The following is a 21,163-nucleotide window of genomic DNA, read 5'->3' on the forward strand; positions in this document are numbered from 1 at the left end:
GGTAAAATATGTATGTTTTAGGAATTGACTTAGGGACTAGTTCTCTTAAAGGTGTACTAATCAATAGAGCAGGTCTAGTATTAGCAAGTAGCCAATATGAATATGCCTCGACAACTCCATCTTTTGGATTTTCAGAACAAAATCCATCTGACTGGATAAAAGCATTCAATCATGTCATCCAAAATTTCATAGATACTGTCGAAGATTTTCATGAAGGTTTGGAGGGTATATCAGTTTCAGGTCAGATGCATTCATTAGTTTTGCTTGATGAAAATAAAAATGTTCTTCGTCCATCAATTCTTTGGAATGATAATCGTACTACGCTTCAATGTAAAAGAATAAACTCAACTTTTGGCGATAAGCTTTTAAATATTACCAAAAATATTGCACTAGAGGGATTTACTTTACCCAAAATATTATGGGTTCAAGAAAATGAACCAGAAATATGGGAAAAAGTTAAATTTGTGTTGTTGCCTAAAGATTATCTAGGGCTATATCTTACAAAGACTTTTTTTACGGATTATTCAGATGCTGCCGGAACGCTATTATTTGACTTAGAAAAAAAGCAGTGGTCTGAAGAAATTCTCAATCACTTTAATATTGATAGAGACATTCTTCCCGAAATAAAGGTTTCAGGGGACTATGTTGGAAATTTAATACCGGAAATAAAAAATAAATACGGATTTAATAATGATATTAAAATTTTTATGGGGGGCGCAGACAATGCTTGTTCAGCTCTTGCGGCAAGTATTATAGATGAAGGAACTGGCTTATGTTCTATTGGCACATCAGGTGTGTTTTTAAGCTTTGAAAACAATTATAATGTTAACTATAATGGAAAGCTTCATATGTTTAATCATGCTTATACTAACGTATACTATTCAATGGGAGTGACATTATGTGCTGGAAGATGCCTGAATTGGTTTAGAGATACTTTTTACAAAGATGAGCATATATCTGATTTATTACGTGATATCGGTGAAGTTCCTCCAGGGTCTGAAGGTTTATTATTTACTCCCTATATTATAGGGGAACGTACACCTTATATTGATTCCCAAATTAGGGGAAGTTTCATAGGAATAGCTATAAAACATCAAAAAAAACATTTTTCTCGTAGCATATTAGAAGGGATAGTCTTTTCTCTCAAAGATTCAAAGTCTATTATGGAGAGTATTGCTAATAAAAAATTTAAAAAAATTGTTTCTGTTGGTGGAGGAGCAAAAAATGAAGAATGGCTCCAAATACAAGCTGATATTTTCGAAACGGAAATTGTTACTTTAAATACTGAACAAGGGCCTGGCTTTGGAGCTTGCATTCTTGCAGCGGTAGGATGTGGATGGTACAGCGAACTATCAGAGTGTGTTAAAAAATTCGTACATTATGAAAAAACTTACCAACCAATAGAAAAAAATATTGAGGTTTATAAGAAAGTATATAGTCAGTATAAAAAAATATATTCTGCTACAAAGTCTATTATTGAGTGAGAAGATTCTGTTTAAAAATTTACGATCACTACTATGTTGGACTACTATTAAATAATTAGACATGAAATGATATTTTTTCATTGTTATTTTCTCTCTTATAAAAATCGAAACTTTACCGAAAATATATATTCAGCTCATAACTTAATCGTTGTGAGCTTTTTTTGTTTTAAATTTTAATTGATTATTATTCTAAAGCTATAGGTGTAAATTAATTAATACTTGACAAGTATAGTGTATGGTGTATTGTGTATAATAGTACACATAGCAAAGGAGAACTATGCATATAGATCCTAATAATAAAGATGCCATTTACGAACAAATTGTATTTAATATAAAAAAAGACATTACCAAAGGGATTCTTGATGTAGGAGACAAAATCCTATCCGTTCGAGAGATGTCCAAGCAGTTGGGCGTTAACCCGAATACTGTTGCCAAAGCTTATAAGGAATTAGAGCATCAAAATGTAATCACAACTATTAAGGGAAGAGGTTCTTTTGTTAAAAATAATGATGGCCAGGATGAAGAAATTGATATTCAGACACAAAAAAATTAAGAAGTCAGCTTAAATCATGGTTAGTTGAAGCACAATATGCAAAAATTCCATTGAGTTTAATCTATGAGTGGATAAAGGAGGAGGAGTAAAATTGGAGATTCAAAATTTAAGTAAGAGGATTGATGGTAATGTTGTTTTGAAACATATTTACTTTTAAATGTAGAGCATGGGGAAGAATATGCAATACATGACTTTGAAAATTTTTATGGCTACAAAGGTTGGCGAGTATTCATCAATTCAAGAACTAAATGAGTATGCGGAAAAATTAGAAGAAATTTCTGATATAGATCATTTAAAAGATTTTCTTGAAATTTATAGTATTGATGATATTATCGATAATAAAGATGATTTGGAATTTGTGGAAGCAGAAAATGACGAAGATTTAGCACAGGAATTAATTGAACAAATGGGTGGTTTAGAAGTTCTAAGAATAGAAACGTTACAAAGATATTTTAACTTTGTTGCTTATGGTCGAGATTTAGCGATTGGTGATTATTCAAAAACAAGTCATGGATATATTAGAGATATTTAAAGTTTAAGTAAAGAGCAAGAAAAATCTTGCTCTATTTTTTGTTGGAGGAAAAAATGGAAGAAAATTATAAAGATAAACGGGGAATTTCGGAATTATTTGATGTACCTATAAAAACACTTAATAATGATTTAACTGAAATGAGACGGATAGAGTTTAATGTTTATATATTACGACCAAGTCATAAACGTATCTATATAAATGTCGAGGGGTATAAATCTTTTTTAGAATATAAGCAAAAATTAAGAGAAGAACAATTTGAAAAAAAGATAAAAGTAATATGCAGATATGATATAATATAAGTGCTGTATAGCTTTCTTTTATCTTTGGTAAAAGGAGGAAATATGTTTTATAAGCAACTTGATAGTGGAAAATATAGATACTTTGAAAAATACTTTGATGAAAAGAGGAATAAATGGCGACAAGTAACGGTCACATTAAAATCAAAATCAAGGGTTGCTCAATCAGAAGCTAAAAATAGATTAGCAAGAAAAATAGAGCAATCAAAAAAAGTACCAACTGCTAACGAGCTTCAGGAAAAAATCGTTCAAAATAAGACGGTACAAGAAATTTATGAAGAATGGGTTGTATTAGGAAACAAGACGTTAAGCCAGCAAGTTTTGTAGCGGAGCAAATTTCTTTAAAAGGATTTATCGAAAAATTTTCAAAATATAAAGTCTCAGATGTGACGACTGCAGAAATACAGAGCTATTTAATGGAATTAGATATTGCAAATTCAACAAGAAAAAATCGCAGAATTTATATTAGAATTTTGTTCAGATCTGCTGAAAACATCGGGTATATTGATTCAAATCCAGCTGACAAGGTAGTATTACCTAAAGTAAGGTTAGAAATTGAAACATTAGAACGGGCAAATGAAAAATTTTTAAGTAAAGAAGAAATGAGTTCTGTTTTGATATTTTGCAAATCTTATAAAAAAGATATAAGATACACTTTAGCTATGGAATTTATTTTTCTAACAGGATGTAGATTCGGTGAATTTGCTTCTATTCGTTATCAAGATATTGATTTCAAAAATAAGTTACTAAGAATTGACCACACTTTAGAATATCGTGTTGCAAAATATGATGATCGAGTTATTCAAACACCTAAAACGGTAGGTTCAATCCGCACTATTAGTTTAAGTAATCGTTGCTTGGAAATTATTGATTATTTCCAAAAAAACTGTTTAGATGATAAGTTTGTTTTTGTAAATGCGGTTGGTGGAATTTTCAGACAACCTGTATTTTATAAGTTTATTTGTGATAATTGTCAAAAAGTATTAGGGAGTGAAAGAAAATATGGTATTCATTTATTGAGACATTCTCATGTATCATTACTCGTGGAACTTGGAGTGCCAATTAAAGCAATTATGGAACGGGTTGGTCATAGAGACGAGTCAATTACTCTGAGGATTTATTCTCATATAAGTGGTACAATTAAAAATGAAATTAGTCAAAAATTGAACCCAATTAATCTCTAAAATAACTAACCAAGAGACTAACCAAGAACTAACCAAAGCAAAAAGAAGCATGAGGAAGATTAGGGAATATCAATTTTTGAAATTCATCTAAAACTCTTGCTAAGGACTATTGAGGAAAAATAAGGAAGTATAAATAAAAATATAATGGAAATTTTTGATACCCATACACATCTAAATACTAGTGAATTTGAAGGACGAATTCAAGACGAATTAGTCCAAGCTCAAACATTTGGAGTGACAAGAATTAATAATGTTGGAAGTAATTATGAATTAAATGATGCAGCACTTTTGCTGGCTGATAAGTTTGAAGAATGTTACGCAACAATTGGCTGGCATCCTGATGATGCTGCTGAATTTGATGACCAAGCTGAAAATTATTTACTGACCAATCTGTCAGCAAAAAAAGTTATTGCTCTTGGAGAAATTGGTTTGGATTATCACTGGATGGTTCGTCCGAAAGAAGAACAAGAACGAGTTTTTAGAAGACAAATCCAAATTTCTAAGGAAATGAGTCTGCCTTTTCAAGTTCATACACGTGATGCTCTTGATGATACTTATGAAATTATTAAATCAGAAGGTGTTGGTCCTGCTGGTGCGATTATGCATTCGTTTTCTGGGACAGCCGATGAGGCGTTGAAATTTGTAGAGCTTGGAATGATGATTTCTTTTTCAGGCGTGGTCACTTTTAAGAAAGCTCTCGATGTTCAGGAGGCTGCATCTGTGGTTCCTTTGGATAAAATTTTAGTGGAAACTGATGCTCCTTATTTAACACCAATGCCATATCGTGGAAAAGAAAATAGACCAGCTTACACAAAATTTATTGTTGAGAAAATTGCTGAATTACGTGAAATTTCTGCTGATGAAGTGGCTAAAGCGACAACAGAAAATGCTTTGAGAATTTTTGGTTTGAAAAAATAAATTCGTATTTATTTTGATTTGGATAGGAGCTATTTTTATGAAAATTATGATTATTGGTAGTTCAGGAAGTGGTAAATCAACTTTTGCAAGAGAACTAGGAAAAATTACAAGTTATCCTATTTTGCATTTAGATAAGGTTTTTCATAAATATCCAAGTGAAATTGCTAGAGAAAAGTTACGTGAGGCGACAATAATTTTTATTTTTCAAAATGAAAATGTGATTATTGATGGAAATTACGGTTCAACTTTAGATGAGCGATTACCTTTTGCTGATGAAGTAATCTGGTTGAAGACGCCCCGTTTAAAAACAACGTTTCGGGTGATTAAGCGCTCGATTAAGAGTCGTGTTTTTGGTAAAAATCGTCCAGATATTGCTGAAGAGTTTAAAGAAAAATGGGACAAGGAATATCTGGAATTTTTAAAATTTGTTTGGACCTTTCCTGAAAAAGAGTTTCCACAGATTGAGCAAAAAATAAAAGAATTTAATGTTGAAAGTAAAGTGATTGTCCTTAATAATCGAAAAGATAAAGAGAAATATTTAGCAAATTATGGTAGAAAAGCAAAAAATTAATGAAGTAATTGTGGTAGAGGGACGAGATGACACAGCGAATCTTAAGCGTTATTTCAACTGTGAGACCTATGAAACAGGTGGTTCATCTATTGATGACAGAGATTTAGAACGACTAAAGAGGTTAGAAGATAAGCGAGGAATTATTGTTTTTACTGATCCAGATTTCCAAGGAGAACGAATTCGTAAAATCATAATGCAAGCCGTTCCAAATGCTAAACATGCTTTTTTAAATCGAGATGAGGCAAGACCTAAAGGAAAAGGTTCTTTAGGAGTTGAGCATGCAAATTTTGAAGCACTGAATCAGGCTTTGTCAGAAGTATTTGGTGGAGAAAAAGTTACTGATGGATTTGGAAGTGTTAAAACGCAAGGACTATCCTCTGACAGAAGTTCTGTCAGTAAAAAAGAATTGCTGACAGAACTGACACAAACTGATTTAATGAGTTTTGGCTTAGTTATGGCCGCTGACAGTAGGAAACGTCGAGAATTTCTTTGTGAGCAACTCAGGATTGGTTATGCGAATGGAAAACAAATTAAGAAACGACTTAACATGTTTAAAATTACAAAAGAACAAATTGAAAATGTAATGAAGAATTACTGACAGAAGATAAATGTCGCTGATAGAATACATCAATGGTTTCTGTCAGTAAAATTTACTGACAAAAACTGAATATCAGTTTTAAAATACATAAAAAGTAAAAGAAAGAAAAAATGACAGAAAACAACATAGACCGCATTTCCAATATTATCCGTACTCAGGACATTTTACGTCGCCATGATTTTAATTTTAAGAAAAAATTTGGACAAAATTTCCTGACAGACCATAATATTCTGACAAAAATTACTCAAACCGCTGAACTTTCAAAAGAAGTAAATGTCATTGAAATTGGCCCAGGTATTGGTTCATTGACCCAATATTTATTGGAAGAAGCAGCTGAAGTGATGGCTTTTGAAATTGACAAATCTTTGATTCCAATTTTAGAAGAAACGATGGCGCCTTACGATAATTTTACCTTGGTTTCGGCTGATATTTTGAAAGTTGATTTACTTTCGGAAATTCAAAAATTTAAAAATCCAAATTTACCAATCAAAGTGGTTGCGAATTTACCTTATTACATCACAACACCGATTTTGATGCATTTGATTGAAAGCAAAATTCCATTTTCAGAATTTGTAGTGATGATGCAAAAAGAAGTGGCAGACCGAATTGCTGCAAGCCCTAAAACGAAAGCGTACGGCTCATTATCAATTGCTGTTCAATATTATATGGAAGCAAGTGTAGCCTTTATCGTACCTCGAACGGTCTTTATTCCAGCACCAAATGTTGATTCAGCTATTTTAAAAATGGTTCGTCGTGAAGAGCCATTGGTTGAAGTAGAAGATGAAGAATGGTTCTTTAAAACGATGCACAGCAGTTTTGTACATCGTCGTAAAACATTGATGAATAATTTACAAGCAGCTTTTGGTAAAGAAAGTAAACCTGAAATTGAAAAATTATTGGCACAAGCAGAAATATCGCCAACAATTCGTGGTGAAGCCTTATCTATTGAAGAATTTGCTAAATTAGCTGATGCCCTGCTTCCGCTTAAAAAATAAATTAAAAGGAAACGTTAACTCATGTTAGCGTTTTTGTGTTATCATGTAAGAAAATAAAGAAATATTCTAAAGTTTAATTCTTAATTTAAAGGAGAATAAAATGAGAATTGAAAAATTAAAAGCAAAAATGCTGACAGAAAATATTGATAGTTTATTGATTACTGATATGAAGAATATCTTTTATCTGACAGGGTTTTCTGGAACCGCGGGCACAGTTTTTTTGACAGCGAAGCGAAATATTTTTATGACAGACAGCCGTTATAGTGAAATGGCACGTGGATTGATTAGTGATTTTGAAATTATTGAAAGCAGAGATCCAATAAGTTTACTGACAGAGCTGTCAGCAAGTGAATCAATTAAAAATATAGCTTTTGAAGAAACAGTTGACTATGCTTTCTTTAAAAGACTTTCTGACGCCACTCCAGGATTAGAACTTTTAGCCACAAGTAATTTTGTTTTGGAATTGCGCCAATTTAAAGATGACACAGAGATTGATTTGATAAAAAAAGCCTGTGCAATTGCTGATGAAGCGTTTATGTCAGCTTTAAAATTCATTGAGCCGGGCCGAACTGAAATTGAAGTTGCTAATTTTCTTGATTTCAAAATGCGTGATTTAGAGGCGAGCGGAATTTCCTTTGAAACCATTGTTGCCTCAGGCAAGAGAAGTAGCTTGCCTCATGGCGTTGCGACCAGTAAAATGATTCAATTTGGCGACCCAGTGACCATTGATTTTGGTTGTTATTATGAACATTATGCTAGCGATATGACCAGAACAATTTTCGTGGGTTCTGTAGATGACAAGATGCGAACAATTTATGAAACCGTGCGTAAGGCTAATGAAGCACTTATCAAAGAAGTTAAAGCGGGAATGACTTATGCCGAATATGATAAGGTTCCGCGTACCGTCATTGAAGAAGCCGATTTTGGTCAGTATTTTACGCATGGAATTGGACATGGATTTGGTTTAGATGTTCATGAAATTCCTTATTTTAATCAATCAATGACAGAAAATCACTTGGAAGCTGTGATGGTCATTACAGATGAGCCAGGAATTTATATTCCTGAATTTGGTGGAGTCAGAATTGAAGATGACTTATTAGTAACAGAAAATGGCTGTGAAGTCTTAACAAAAGCCCCAAAAGAGCTTATCGTTATTTGAAAAAAGCAATAACTTGTGATAAAATAAGATGTTAAATCCTGTCATTTCACTTCTTTTGTGTACAGAAAAATTGCTGACAAAAGAAAAATGGCAGAATATCTAAATTTATAAATACTAGGAGAAACATAAACATGGTTTTAGCAAAAGACCTTAAATCAGGCATGACATTTTTGAATGGGGAAAAACTTCTCCGCGTTATGGAAGCAAGTCATCACAAACCAGGTAAAGGGAATACAATCATGCGTATGAAACTTAAAGACGTACGCTCAGGTTCAACTTTTGATGACACTTACCGTCCTGAAGATAAGTTTGAACAAGCTGTTATTGAAACTGTAACAGCACAATACCTCTACTCAATGGATGGTATTGCTAATTTCATGAATAATGAAACTTACGAACAATATGAAATTCCAGTAGAACAAGTTAAAGATGAACTTCTTTATGTTCTTGAAAATACAGATGTTAAAATTCAATTCTACGGTACAGAAGTAATTGGTATTCAACTTCCAACAACAGTTGTTCTTGAAGTTACTGAAACACAACCATCTATTAAAGGTGCAACAGTAACAGGTTCTGGTAAACCAGCAACTATGGAAACTGGTCTTGTTGTTAACGTTCCTGATTTCGTTGAAGCTGGAACAAAACTTGAAATCAACACACAAACAGGTGAATACTTGAAACGTGCTTAATTAAGTACGATTACTGAAAAAAGTTACTGACAGCCTTTTGTCAGTAACTTTATGAAGTTTTAAGACTTCGTCAGTAAAGAAAATTCATTTTGTAAGTGAAATTTTTCCAATTGGAAAAATTTGCAAAGACAAAAGGAGAAATCAAAATGGCAGAAAAAACTGTACATTCTGAAGAACTTGGGGATATCGTCATTGCCCCTGAAGTTCTTGAAGTAATTATCGGTATTACAACAGCCAAAATCGAAGGGGTACACGCCCTTCGTAACAAACGTTTTTCAGACCGCCTTGGTAAGAAAAATGAAGGCCGTGGTGTTTATATTGACTCAAAAGACGATAAAGTAGCTGTTGATATCTATGTGTACCTTACTTACGGTGTAAGCCTACCAACCGTTGCTACAAAAATCCAAAAAGAAGTGAAAGAAGCAGTTGCCCAAGCTACTGAGATTATTGTTGATGAAGTCAATATCCACGTTGTCGGAATTATGACTGAAAAACAACCAAAACCAGCGCTTGAAGACTTGTTTGATGAGGGATTTTTTGATGCCTAAGACGCTCACTCAACACCAGATTCGTCAACGAGCGGTCCAGGTCTTATTTTCTTATGCTGTCCAAAAAGAAATGGCAACAAATGTCGTAAGCTCTTTTAGAGAAAACGTCGAGAAATTAGAAGAAGAACTTTCTCAAACTGTTCGTTTTGACGTTGATTTTCGTGATGAACGAATTACTGTTCGTAAATTTCCAAAAGGACTTTCTCAACCTTTAGAAGCCATTTATGAAATTTATGAAATTCTTGGACTTAAAGATATCGAGAAAACAACGGTTGCTAAAGCTCTTGCTTTCATGCGAGATTTTGGTGGTTACGCTAAGAAAATGAATGAATATGAAGCAACAAATTTATTTGTTGGTGTCATGGCAAATTTGAAATTGATTCGTTTGTTCCAAATTGAACTTGATGAAGAACCTGTTGCGCCAAAAGTTCTAGAATTTTTCAAAAATCTTCCAGAAAATGCAACAGCTGAACAATCTCTTGAAACTTTCCAAAAAACCTTCTCATTCCTTCATGAAAATGTTCTTGAAAAATATACAAGTGATTTATTCACTCCAAGTACTTTAAAAGAAGAACTTGATGAAGAATTAGCACAAGCAGAAAATAATGCTCAATCACAATTGTCAGAGCTTTTGAAAAATACAAAACGCTTTGTTCTCAATTATGACAATGACCGTCCAGAAGATCTTGAAGCTCCTGAATACTTTACACAACTTGTCGATGGAGTTTTAGATAAAAAAGAAGATTTGGAAGCAAATATTTCTAAATATTTGGCAAAAACTTGGTCATTTTCACGTTTGACTCTTGTTGAACAAGCAATCCTTCAAGTTTCTAGTTATGAAATATTATATACAGAAACACCTAATGTTGTTGCGGTCAATGAAGCAGTTGAGCTTTCAAAAGACTTTAGTGATGAAAAATCAAGCCGATTCATTAATGGTGTATTAACCAACTTCTTAAAATAAAATTAATAAAAAAGTTACCGATAATTTTATCTGTAGCTTTTTTTATTACGATTTTCTAGCTTTTGTAATTAATGAGTTATCTTACTTAACATTACTTATTAATTTTCTGAAAAATCACACTAAATATTGGTATATTTTTTTTAAAAGATATATAATAAAAGAAAACGTTTTCTTTTGCGATTCTACACTATTTTTAGAGAATTAAGGAGTACAAATGCTCACCAATAATTTTTCAATTGAACCTTACGGAGAAAAAGCTTACCATACAGGGATAGCAGTGCCAGTTTTTTCACTAAGAACTGAAAACTCAAGTGGGGTAGGGCAATTTTCAGATTTGAAAGAGTTAGCCGATTTTGCCCACCGTTCTGGGATGGATATCATTCAATTATTACCAATTAATGATACCAGTACTTTTATGGACTGGCGTGATTCATATCCTTATCGTGCCATTTCTGTTTTTGCATTGCATCCAATTTATTTAGATATTCACATCTTTTGGGATTCTTTCACAAAAATTCAACAAGAAAAGCTTCTCATCGCGGAATTAGAATTAAATGCTTTAGAAAAAATAGATTATGAAAAAGCATTAGCCTTAAAATGGGAATATGCTGAAATTATTTATCAAAACTCAGCTCATAAATTTAAAGCAAGCAAAGATTATCAGCAATTTTATCAACAAAATGAGGATTGGTTAAAGGCCTATGCGGCATTTTCGTATTTAAGAGATATCAATCAAAGTGCTAATTTTATGAATTGGGGAAAGTATGCCACTTATAGTGAAGATTTCTTTGAAAAGTTAACTTCAGAAAGTAATCAATTGGATTTGTATATCTTTGTGCAATACCTTTTGCATTATCAACTTTCAGAAGCCGTTGACTATTGTCATCAATTAGGAATCGCACTAAAAGGAGATATCGCAATTGGAATTGCTCATGATTCCGTAGACGCTTGGACTCATCCAGAACTTTTTCATCTTGATAAACAAGCTGGCGCTCCTCCTGATATTTTTGCTGTAAATGGACAAAATTGGGGCTTTCCAACCTACAATTGGAAAAAAATGGCCGAAGATGGTTATGCATGGTGGAAAAAACGGTTGACAGCTATGTCTAATTATTTTGATGCTTATCGGCTGGACCATATTCTTGGTTTCTTTAGAATATGGCAGATGCCAGAGGATTCCGTAAGAGGTTTATTGGGCCAGTTTTCACCAGCTATTGCCTTGTCAGCAGAAGAAATTGAAAATAACTATGGTATTCCATTAAGACAATGGGGCCTCGAGCGGTTTATTAATCCTTTCATCAAGGATTGGGTAATTGATGAAATTTTTGGCCGAGATAATCGAGATTGGATTATTCAAACATTTCTGGATTATATAGGTAATGGAAATTATACATTTCAAAATGAGTATAATAACCAGAAAAAAGTAGAAAAAGCTCAATTAGAAGATTGGGTGCGAGAAGGACTTTATAAATTACATGAAAATATAATATTATTAAAAGATGATGAGAATTCAGAGAAATATCATCCACGTATTTCTTTAATGCAAACAATCAGCTTTCGAGAATTTGGTGATGACTATAAAGGACGGCTTGAAAAACTTTATAATGACTATTTTTATGGAAGAAATTATGAATTTTGGAAAGAAAAGGCCTATGAAAAATTACCAGTTTTAAAAGATGCTACGAATATGTTAGCTTGTGGTGAAGATTTAGGAATGGTTCCCGCCAATGTACCAGACGTCATGAATCATCTTAATATTCTACGTTTGATAATTGAGAGAATGCCTTCAGATAATCGATTTGTCAGTCCTTTAAATGAAGTCCCCTATTTATCGGTCCTAACGACTTCAAGTCACGATACAAGTCCACTAAGAGCTTGGTGGGAAGAAAATCATGAGGAAATTCAACGTTACTACAATGAAGTCATGGGTTGGTATGGCGAAGCTCCTTATTATGCAAGTGCAGAAATTATCCAAGAGATAGTTAAAAGACATTTAAACTCCAATGCGATGATGGTTATCTTACCTATTCAAGATTGGTTAGCAATGAGTGAACAATTGCGAAAAGAAGATGCAAAATCCGAACAAATTAATATTCCAGCAAATCCATACCATTACTGGAATTACCGATTGCATTGTCAACTTGAAACATTGATTGATAATCAGGATTGGACTGAATTTTTAAAGAAATTTATCAAAGAAAGTAAAAGAGCCTATTAAATTTCAAAGTAAATCATTTTGAATTAGAAAGTATAAATTATAAAATAATAATAAATATGTAAAAAAACAAAAATTTTGTGAAAAAAATGGAGGTTTCATTATGGCAATTGAAATGCTTGGTCTTATTCTTGCTGGTGGTCAAGGGACGCGTTTAGGTAAATTGACAAAAGATGTTGCAAAACCTGCTGTTCCTTTTGGAGGTCGTTATCGTATCATTGATTTTGCCTTATCAAATTGTGCAAATTCAAATGTAAAAAATGTTGGCGTCATTACTCAGTACCAACCTTTAACTCTAAATGCTCATATTGGAAATGGAGCACCATGGGGGTTAAATGGAATCAATAGTGGAGTCACTATTCTCCAACCCTATTCTTCACAAGAAGGTTCTAAATGGTTTGAAGGAACCTCTCACGCTGTTTATCAAAATATCTCTTATATTGACCAGCAAAATCCAGAATATGTTCTCATTCTCTCGGGAGATCATATTTATAAAATGGATTATGAAGCCATGTTAGAAAGCCACAAAGAACGCGAAGCCAGTTTAACAGTTTCAGTAATGGAAGTTCCGCTTGAAGAAGCAAGCCGTTTTGGAATCATGAACACCGATGATAATGACCGAATTATTGAATTTGAAGAAAAACCTAAAGAACCAAAATCAAATCTTGCTTCAATGGGAATCTATATTTTTAATTGGAAAAGGCTTCGCGAAGTTCTTGTGAATGGTTACTCAAAAGGAAACCCAATGGAAGATTTCGGTGGAGATGTTATCCCGGCTTATATTGAAGCTGGAGAAAATGTGTTTGCTTATCGCTTTAAGGGATATTGGAAAGACGTTGGAACCATTGATTCTCTTCATCAATCCAGTATGGAATTTCTTGATTTAAATAATGAACTAAATATTACAGATAAATCTTGGCGGATTTATTCACATAATGATATTTCAGCGCCACAGTTTATCACAGAAAAATCCAATGTAAAAAATGCACTTGTTGGTGATGGCTGTTACGTTGATGGAACAGTTGTTCATTCAATCCTTTCACAGAATGTCCATGTTCAAGAAGGAACAGTGATTGAGGATAGTTTCATTATGTCTGGGACATTTATTGGGGAAAACGTTACAATCAAAAATGCAATCATTGGTGAAAATGCAAAAATTGGTGATAATGTAGAAATAATCGGTGAAAATGAAGTCGCAGTGATTGGTCATGGAGAAATTAAAGGAGAAAATAAAAATGAACAATAGTAATAAAATGGCAGCAATCCTCTCAAATATTTCTTCAAGCAAACACTTAAGCCCCTTAACAGAGGTTCGTCCGATTGCTACTCTTCCTTTTGATTGTAAATATCGTTTGATTGATTTTCCATTGTCATCATTATCAAATGCCCATGTAGATAATATTTTTATGACCTTTAATGAAGGAGAAACGCAATCTGTTTTTGACCATCTAGGTTCAGGTGGCGAATGGGGCTTGGATGGCTTTAATAGTCGTTACTTTGTCTATATTCAACAAGATTTTGACCGCTTAAGGGAACAAGGTAAGGATTATTTTGCTCAACAGTTAAGTTTCTTACGTAAATCTAAAGCACCATATACGGTTCTTTTGGGAAGTAAATTTATTTGTAATGTCGATTTAACGGCTGTTCTTAAAATACATAAATTGGCAGGTAAGGAAATAACCACCGTTTATAAAAAAGTCTCTCCAGATTTAGCAAGTGAGTATGATACTATTCTTCGTTTTGATGAATCAGGGAAAATGAGTAACTGTTATGTTAATCAATTAGAAAATCCCCAAGAAAAAGAAGCCCTTTGTTTGAATCTCTTTATCGTGAACACCGATTGGTTGATTAATTTTATAAAAGAGATGCAAGATATAGGAGAATTGACTTCAATTGCCCGTCTCATTCGTGTTTATATGAAGAACTATGATGTGAATACTTATGAATACACAGGTTATATGAGTAATATCACTAATATTAAGTCATTTTATGATGCTAATATGGTCATGCTCGACCCCCAAAATTTTACCTCTCTTTTATATAGTAGCCAACCTGTTTATACTAAGATTAAGAATGAAGTTCCCACTTATTTTTCTGAGAATAGTAAAGTGGAGAATAGTCAATTAGGTTCTGGTTGTATGATCAATGGTAAAGTAAAAAATTCTCTCATTTCTCGTGGAGTTAAGATTCAAGATGATGCCTTAATTGAAGAATCATTAGTTTTTACCAACTCTGAAGTTAAAAGTGGCGCTCAAGTTAAATTTGCCATCATTGATAAAGGAGTGGTTGTCGAAAATAATGTCAAAATTATTGGTAGTTCAGAAAAACCAGTAGTGATTCCTAAAGGAACAGTTGTTACCGCAGATATCTTATAGAAGACAAATGACGCTGATAATATTTATCGGCGTTCTTGAATAAAATTCAAAAAAAGAATTATATTTTAAAGAGAAAATGAAAGAGGGAAAAATGAAAGTTTTATTTGCATCAAGTGAATGTGCCCCCTTTTTTAAGACGGGAGGACTTGGAGATGTAGCTGGAGCACTGCCCAAAGAATTGGCTAAAAAAAGTGAAATAGATTCAGTTGCTGTGATCCTTCCTTATTTTAAGAATGAAATGAAAGACGAATATCGTTCACTTTTAAAAGATGAATTTTATGATTTTGTTGATGTTGGTTGGCGACACGAATATGTTGGAGTTAAAAGTCTAGAAAAAGAGGGTGTGAAGTATTATTTTCTAGATAATGAACATTATTTTGGTAGGGGACAACTTTATGGTTATGGCGATGATGGAGAGCGCTTTGCCTTTTTTGACTTGGCTCTTTGCCAACTCTTAGAAAAGTTAGATTTCATTCCAGATGTTTTGCATGTCAATGATTGGCAGACTGCAATGGTTCCCTTTTTACTTAAAGAAAAATACAACTGGATTAAGGCCTATGAAAAAATTAAAACAGTACTAACCATTCATAATATTGAATTTCAAGGCTTGATGCATGGAGACGCTTTAAGTGAGCTTTTTGGTATGGGAATGGAACGCTATTTTGAAGGAGTCGTCCGTCATAATGGTATGCTAAATATGTTAAAAACAGGAATTTTATATGCGGGTTGGGTTAATACAGTTTCGCCAACTTATGCTAAGGAAATCCAGACCTCAGAATTTGGTTGTGGTTTAGAATCAATTTTGCAATATGTAGATGGAAAAGTTTCTGGAATTTTAAATGGGATAGATTATGATATTTATAATCCCGAAAATGATATATTAATTCCTTACCATTTCAGCGAGGAAGAGCTTTCTGGTAAAGGTCAAATGAAAGCAGAACTCCAAAAGCGAACAGGATTACCATTGAATCCAAATGTTCCATTGATTGGGATGGTCTCCCGTTTAACGAATCAAAAAGGATTTGATTTAATTTTGAGTCAGTTGGAAAAAGTATTGGAAGAAAATGTGCAAATTGTCCTATTAGGAACAGGTTTCCCTGAAATTGAAGAAGGTTTTAGATATTTTTCTCAAAAATATCCAGATAAGTTGTCAGCAAATATTGCATTTGACCTTCAATTTGCTCAGGAAATTTATGCTGGCTCTGATTTCTTCTTGATGCCATCTGCTTTTGAACCTTGTGGCCTATCACAGATGATTGCAATGAGATATGGAACTTTACCAATCGTTCATGAAATTGGTGGTTTGAAAGACACTGTGATTCCATTTAATCCTATTAGCAAAGAAGGAACAGGATTTGGTTTTGTTGATTTTGAAGGACAGATTTTATTGGAGACGATTAATCGTGCACTTGAAGTTTATGGAAAAGAACCAGAAGTCTTAAATAAAATGGTTTTAACAGCAATGAGTAAAGATTTTTCTTGGGGAACGAAGGCTCAACAATACATTGAGCTCTATCAAGAATTATAAAATTACGCAAACGTTTGCGCTTGTGATTAAATTGTGGTAGAATTCATTTTAAAATAAAAGATGTTTGAGAATAATAAAGGAGCGACGATTGAAACTTTCAAAAAAACAATTTAAGCAAGATTTCGAAGAGCGTCTAACTTCAAAATTTGCGACTGACCTGACAAAAGCAGGTTACCAAGAAATTTATGATGCATTGGCATCTGTTGTGAAACATTACTATGCTAATATTTGGGTAGCCGATAATCAATATAAGGATGAAACTGGAAAAAAACAAGCATATTATTTTTCGATTGAATTTTTACCAGGAAAAATGCTTAAATCAAATTTACTTAACTTAGGTATCTTAAATACCGTTCGAGAAGGGTTAAATGATTTTGGAATTGAACTGGATGAGATTGCTAAGATAGAACCAGATATGGCCATTGGAAATGGAGGTTTGGGACGCTTAGCTAGCTGTTTCATGGACTCTTTGGCTTCAACGGGGCTTCCAGGAAATGGAAATGGCATTCGCTATCGGTATGGATTGTTCAAACAAAAAATAGTAGATGGTTACCAAGTAGAATTACCTGATTCTTGGCTAAATAACGGGAATCCTTGGGAAGTTCGTAGAGCAGACAAAGCAGTTGAAGTGACATTTGGTGGTGAAGTTTGGTTAGAAGATGATGGTAATGGAAATCTTATTCCTCATTATAAGGACCAAGAACGTGTTCTAGCTGTTCCATATGATACGCCCATGGTTGGTTTTGAAAATACAACGGTTAATAATATGTGTCTGTGGCGCTCAGAAGTTCCAGAGGAATTAGACCCTAAATTTCAAAATTTGGATTATATGCGACAAACTTCGATGCTTACTGCTGAACTTTACCCAGATGATTCTAATTATGATGGGCGACTTTTACGTTTGAAGCAAGAATATTTCTTTGTTTCTGCTGGACTTCAACGAATTTTGCAACACTATAAAGGAACACAAAAAAAAGATATTCGAAAAATTGGGGATTATATTGCTGTCCATATTAATGATACACATCCTGCACTTTGTGTTCCGGAATTCATGCGCCTTTTAGTTGATGAATATGGTGTGGGCTGGAATCGAGCTTGGGATACAACCCTCAAGGTGATGTCTTATACCAATCATACAATTTTATCTGAAGCTTTGGAAAAGTGGCCAGAAGAGATGATTAAACAACTTTTGCCCCGGATTTATCAAATTATTGTGGAAATTGACCGGAGACGTACGGCTGAGTTGCTTCCTAAAGTGGGTGCAACACTGGTGCATAATACGAGAATCATCAAAGATGGACAAATTCATATGGCCAACTTGTCAATCATTGGTTCACATTCAACTAATGGTGTAGCCAAATTGCATTCTGATTTATTAAAGGATGTTGAACTTCATGATTTTTATGAAATTTATCCTGAACGATTTAATAATAAGACAAATGGAATTGCTGACCGTCGTTGGATTCAGATTGCAAATGAACGCTTGTCTGGAATTATTGATGAAACAATTGGTAAATCATGGCGTCATGATTTAGATGAACTGAAGCTGCTGAAAAATTTTAAAAATGATGAAAAAACGCTTGAACAACTTCAAAAAGCTAAATTAGATGACAAGCTACGATTGGCTGCAGTGATTAAAGAACAAAATGGAATTACGGTTAATCCTGATGCAATTTTTGATGTTCAAGTAAAACGGCTGCATGCTTATAAGCGACAATTGTTAAATGCTTTGCATATTCTAAAATTATATTTTGATTTGAAAGATAATCCGGAATTAGATAGGGTTCCTCGAGTATTTATTTTCGGGGCAAAAGCGGCTCCTTCTTATCATTATGCTAAATCTATCATTAAAGTAATTAACGAAATAGCAAATATGATTAATAATGATCAAGCGATTAAAGATAAACTCAAAGTTGTCTTTATGGAAAATTATAATGTAAGTTTGGCAGAAGTGATTATCCCAGCAGCCAATGTTGGAGAACAAATTTCTTTGGCTTCTAAAGAAGCATCTGGAACTTCAAATATGAAGTTTATGCTAAATGGTGCTTTAACCATTGGAACACTTGATGGCGCAAATATAGAAATTTTTGAAGCGGGAGGGGATGAAAATAATTTTGTTTTTGGGCTGACTAAGGATGAAGTTTATGAATATTATCGCAATGGTAATTATAATGCGCGTGATATTTATGAGCAAAATCCAGTAGTTAATCGAATTTTGAATGCCTTAATTGACGGAACGGTGCCAAATATTAAAAGTGAAGGTCGCGAAATTTTTGATTCGCTCACCGTTTATAATGATGAATATTTTGTACTTCGTGATTTTAATGATTATGTTCGGGCACAAGCTGAACTTGAAAAACTTTACCGTGACCAAAAAGCATGGACTCAAGCAAGTTTAATGAATATTGCTAATGTAGGACGTTTTAGTTCTGACCGAACAGTTAGGGAATATGCTGATGACATTTGGTATATAAAGGCTAAAAAAGAATGAAGAAATTTACTGACAGAAATTTTTGTTACTGACAGAGTAAATTTTAGGAGCCTTTAGCCTTAAGTGTTAATAAAGGAAATGAGAATTAGATGTATTATTATAATCCGTGGAATTTAGATTATAAACAACCTTTTGGGGCCATCAAGGTTGGAAACTCAATGAGCTTGAGATTTACAACTGACCAACCTTCTGTACTTGTGACATGTGTAATTCGACGTGATTTTGGAAAACGTTATGAATTTTCTATGAGCAAAGATTCAGGTGGAGATTTTAGAGTTACCATTCCTTTTGATGAAGAGCCAGGACTTTATTTTTATCATTTTGAAATAGTCGAGTCTTCGGATTTGGGAGAAACTAGGCGATTTTATGGTTGTTCTGGTATAGGAGGAGAGGGACTTCTATATACTGATGAAAATGATGTTAAACCTTATCAGTTGACGGTATTTGAAAAAGAAGATCAAGCTCCCAGCTGGTATCGGGAAGCAGTTTTCTACCAAATTTTCCCAGATCGTTTCTATAATGGAAATGAAAATGGTCAAATCAATCACCCAAAACCCAATTCTTTTATCTATGGAAGAAAAACGGATAGTCCTTTTTATGTTAAAGAAGAAAATGGTGATATTGCACGTTGGGATTTTTTCGGTGGAAATTTAAGAGGAATTATTAAAAAAATTCCTTACTTAAAAGAACTGGGAATCAACGCGATTTATCTTAATCCAATTTTTTCTGGTACAAGTAACCATCGCTATGATACGAATGATTACTTAAAAATTGATTCAATGCTGGGTAGGCAGGAAGATTTTGAAGAATTGATTCAGTTGCTTCATCAAGAAAAAATGCATTTGGTTTTGGATGGTGTTTTTTCTCATGTAGGAAAAAACTCGCTTTATTTCAATATTAATGGTGATTATGGCGATGATGAGGGAGCAGCAAAAAATCCTGATTCGCCTTATTTTGATTGGTTTAAATTTGAAAATTATCCTTTTGAGTATAAATCTTGGTGGGGAATTAAAGATTTACCTGAAATAGACAAAGATAATGATTCTTTTCGCAATTTTATTTATGGTGAGAAAAATTCTGTTTTAGCTAAATGGAATGACTTGGGTATCGATGGTTGGCGTTTGGATGTTGCAGATGAACTCCCTGATTCATTTATTAAAGGAATTCGAGAAAATCTTGACTCTTATTCAGATAAGATATTGATTGGTGAAATTTGGGAAGATGCTTCCAACAAAATTTCTTATGGAAAAAGAAGAAATTATATTCTTGGTGGAAGTTTGCAAGCTGCTATGAATTATCCGTTTCGTGATTTAATTATTAATTTATTAAATGGTCATCGTTCTAGTCAAGATGTTGCGCATCAATTGATGACTTTGCAAGAGAATTATCCTAAAGATATTTTTTATAATAATCTAAATAATCTAGGGACTCATGATACTGAACGAATTTTGACAATGGTTGGAGAAAAGAATCTGTCAGTAGCGTTAGCAATGCTTTTTGTATTACCAGGAATTCCTTGTATTTACTATGGAGATGAAGCAGGATTGTCAGGTGGAAAAGACCCTGAGAATCGTAAATATTTTCCTTGGGATAACATTTCACCCAAAATTTACAACGCTTATAAAAGTTGGACGCAAAAACGTCTGTCAGAAAATAGCTTGAAATATGGAGAGTTTTCAACATTTTTTACTGACAGGTTGTTAGGAATAGTGCGATATACAGATTCAGAAGTTTTTGTTGAACTCATTAATCCGAGTGAAGATGAGCTTAATATAGAAGTTCAAGAAATTACTTTTTTACAAAATCTGAAATTCTTACCAGAATTAAAAAAATTACTGACAGAAAAAGTGATTAGTGGAAAAACAAATTTAGAATTAAAGATGAAAATATAAAACTTGCTGATGCAAGTTTTTTTTACTGACAGATTTATTTGTCAGTAAAAAATGATAAAAACTATATTTTTTAGCTAAATCTTATTTTATAAAAGAAGAAAATATAAATAAATATCTATGAAATTTTGTTATTGTCCCTCTTTTTCCCGCGTTTTTCAAAGAATCTGTATA

General features: G+C 33.2%; 17 protein-coding genes and 2 pseudogenes. All 19 read left to right on the forward strand.

Annotated elements, in window-relative coordinates:
• The first annotated feature begins 8 nt into the window (after positions 1-8).
• The 19 genes and pseudogenes from xylB (at position 9) to ACRYLU_RS03605 (ending at position 20,992) form a co-directional block, all read left to right on the forward strand.
• Entirely contained in the window at positions 9-1,484 is a 1,476-nt protein-coding gene (xylB, locus tag ACRYLU_RS03515) for a xylulokinase (protein ID WP_445081225.1), read from the forward strand.
• Between the two features lie 277 nt (positions 1,485-1,761).
• Positions 1,762-2,037, forward strand: a complete 276-nt coding sequence (locus tag ACRYLU_RS03520; protein WP_445081226.1) for a GntR family transcriptional regulator — start codon at positions 1,762-1,764, stop codon at positions 2,035-2,037.
• Between the two features lie 147 nt (positions 2,038-2,184).
• Positions 2,185-2,569, forward strand: a pseudogene (locus ACRYLU_RS03525) (antirestriction protein ArdA); the annotation flags it as partial.
• Positions 2,570-2,622: 53 nt separating this feature from the next.
• Complete coding sequence (locus ACRYLU_RS03530; protein WP_098394043.1) at positions 2,623-2,868, forward strand: DNA-binding protein; 246 nt, start codon at positions 2,623-2,625, stop codon at positions 2,866-2,868.
• 42 nt (positions 2,869-2,910) lie between these two features.
• Positions 2,911-4,049: pseudogene (locus ACRYLU_RS03535) on the forward strand (tyrosine-type recombinase/integrase).
• 144 nt (positions 4,050-4,193) lie between these two features.
• A complete protein-coding gene (locus tag ACRYLU_RS03540; RefSeq protein WP_445081227.1) occupies positions 4,194-4,967 on the forward strand; it encodes a TatD family hydrolase in 774 nt (257 codons plus the stop codon).
• A 37-nt stretch (positions 4,968-5,004) separates the two neighbouring features.
• Positions 5,005-5,538 carry an adenylate kinase gene (locus ACRYLU_RS03545; protein WP_445081228.1) on the forward strand — a complete coding sequence of 178 codons (534 nt, stop codon included), beginning with the start codon at positions 5,005-5,007 and terminating at the stop codon, positions 5,536-5,538.
• Positions 5,516-6,136 carry a toprim domain-containing protein gene (locus tag ACRYLU_RS03550; RefSeq protein ID WP_038599763.1) on the forward strand — a complete coding sequence of 207 codons (621 nt, stop codon included), beginning with the start codon at positions 5,516-5,518 and terminating at the stop codon, positions 6,134-6,136. The genes ACRYLU_RS03545 and ACRYLU_RS03550 overlap by 23 nt, the downstream gene beginning before the upstream one ends.
• A 110-nt stretch (positions 6,137-6,246) precedes the next feature.
• Positions 6,247-7,131 carry a 16S rRNA (adenine(1518)-N(6)/adenine(1519)-N(6))-dimethyltransferase RsmA gene (rsmA, locus tag ACRYLU_RS03555; RefSeq protein ID WP_015426034.1) on the forward strand — a complete coding sequence of 295 codons (885 nt, stop codon included), beginning with the start codon at positions 6,247-6,249 and terminating at the stop codon, positions 7,129-7,131.
• Positions 7,132-7,231: 100 nt separating this feature from the next.
• On the forward strand, positions 7,232-8,290 hold the full coding sequence (locus ACRYLU_RS03560) for an aminopeptidase P family protein (RefSeq protein WP_445081229.1): 1,059 nt from the start codon (positions 7,232-7,234) through the stop codon (positions 8,288-8,290).
• A 131-nt stretch (positions 8,291-8,421) separates the two neighbouring features.
• Positions 8,422-8,979: an elongation factor P gene (efp, locus tag ACRYLU_RS03565; protein WP_003129623.1), complete on the forward strand. Its 558-nt coding sequence runs from the start codon at positions 8,422-8,424 to the stop codon at positions 8,977-8,979.
• A 146-nt stretch (positions 8,980-9,125) separates the two neighbouring features.
• Complete coding sequence (locus tag ACRYLU_RS03570; RefSeq protein ID WP_038599769.1) at positions 9,126-9,527, forward strand: Asp23/Gls24 family envelope stress response protein; 402 nt, start codon at positions 9,126-9,128, stop codon at positions 9,525-9,527.
• Positions 9,520-10,491 carry a transcription antitermination factor NusB gene (nusB, locus tag ACRYLU_RS03575; protein WP_146977876.1) on the forward strand — a complete coding sequence of 324 codons (972 nt, stop codon included), beginning with the start codon at positions 9,520-9,522 and terminating at the stop codon, positions 10,489-10,491. Before ACRYLU_RS03570 ends, nusB begins: the two co-directional genes overlap by 8 nt.
• A 214-nt stretch (positions 10,492-10,705) precedes the next feature.
• Positions 10,706-12,709 (forward strand): 4-alpha-glucanotransferase, encoded by a 2,004-nt coding sequence (locus ACRYLU_RS03580; protein ID WP_445081230.1) that lies wholly within the window; start codon positions 10,706-10,708, stop codon positions 12,707-12,709.
• Positions 12,710-12,809: 100 nt separating this feature from the next.
• The gene (locus ACRYLU_RS03585; protein ID WP_012897406.1) at positions 12,810-13,952 is read left to right on the forward strand and encodes a glucose-1-phosphate adenylyltransferase; all 1,143 of its coding nucleotides are present in this window, start codon (positions 12,810-12,812) and stop codon (positions 13,950-13,952) included.
• A complete protein-coding gene (gene glgD, locus ACRYLU_RS03590; RefSeq protein WP_195927903.1) occupies positions 13,942-15,081 on the forward strand; it encodes a glucose-1-phosphate adenylyltransferase subunit GlgD in 1,140 nt (379 codons plus the stop codon). Before ACRYLU_RS03585 ends, glgD begins: the two co-directional genes overlap by 11 nt.
• Before the next feature lie 91 nt (positions 15,082-15,172).
• Complete coding sequence (gene glgA, locus ACRYLU_RS03595) at positions 15,173-16,609, forward strand: glycogen synthase GlgA (protein ID WP_445081231.1); 1,437 nt, start codon at positions 15,173-15,175, stop codon at positions 16,607-16,609.
• 88 nt (positions 16,610-16,697) lie between these two features.
• Complete coding sequence (locus ACRYLU_RS03600; RefSeq protein WP_445081232.1) at positions 16,698-19,100, forward strand: glycogen/starch/alpha-glucan phosphorylase; 2,403 nt, start codon at positions 16,698-16,700, stop codon at positions 19,098-19,100.
• An 89-nt stretch (positions 19,101-19,189) separates the two neighbouring features.
• Positions 19,190-20,992 (forward strand): glycoside hydrolase family 13 protein, encoded by a 1,803-nt coding sequence (locus tag ACRYLU_RS03605; protein ID WP_445081233.1) that lies wholly within the window; start codon positions 19,190-19,192, stop codon positions 20,990-20,992.
• Positions 20,993-21,163 lie beyond the last annotated feature (171 nt).

The sequence above is a fragment of the Lactococcus sp. KTH0-1S genome (assembly GCF_052544945.1).